The sequence below is a fragment of the Pseudomonas sp. SAS7 genome (genome assembly GCF_052112345.1).
Classification (GTDB): Bacteria; Pseudomonadota; Gammaproteobacteria; order Pseudomonadales; family Pseudomonadaceae; genus Aquipseudomonas; species Aquipseudomonas putida_Q.
This window is the reverse complement of record NZ_JBEGGO010000079.1, coordinates 1-226: the sequence shown is the minus strand read 5'-3', so window position 1 is coordinate 226 and position 226 is coordinate 1. Positions and strand designations below refer to the sequence as shown.

The following is a 226-nucleotide window of genomic DNA, read 5'->3' as shown; positions in this document are numbered from 1 at the left end:
CGAAGTCGTGGCGAAGCTGACCGCAACCCCTTCGGTCACCGAAGGCGGCGAGATCACTTACACCATCACGCTGACCAACAAAGACGGCCTGCCAATCAATAACCACGGCGCCCTGACCTTCACGCTGAGCGACGGCAAGACCGTCATCACCGTGCCGGCCAATGGCACCAGCGGTTCGATCAGCGTGACTGCTCCGGATAACGTCTACGTCGGCACTAACCCAGCG

At 61.1% G+C, this 226-nt stretch carries 1 protein-coding gene; it reads left to right on the top strand.

Annotation, left to right across the window (positions count from 1 at the left end):
- The coding region (locus ABI582_RS28770; RefSeq protein WP_442121005.1) for an immunoglobulin-like domain-containing protein at window positions 1–226 on the top strand (226 nt) is incomplete at both ends.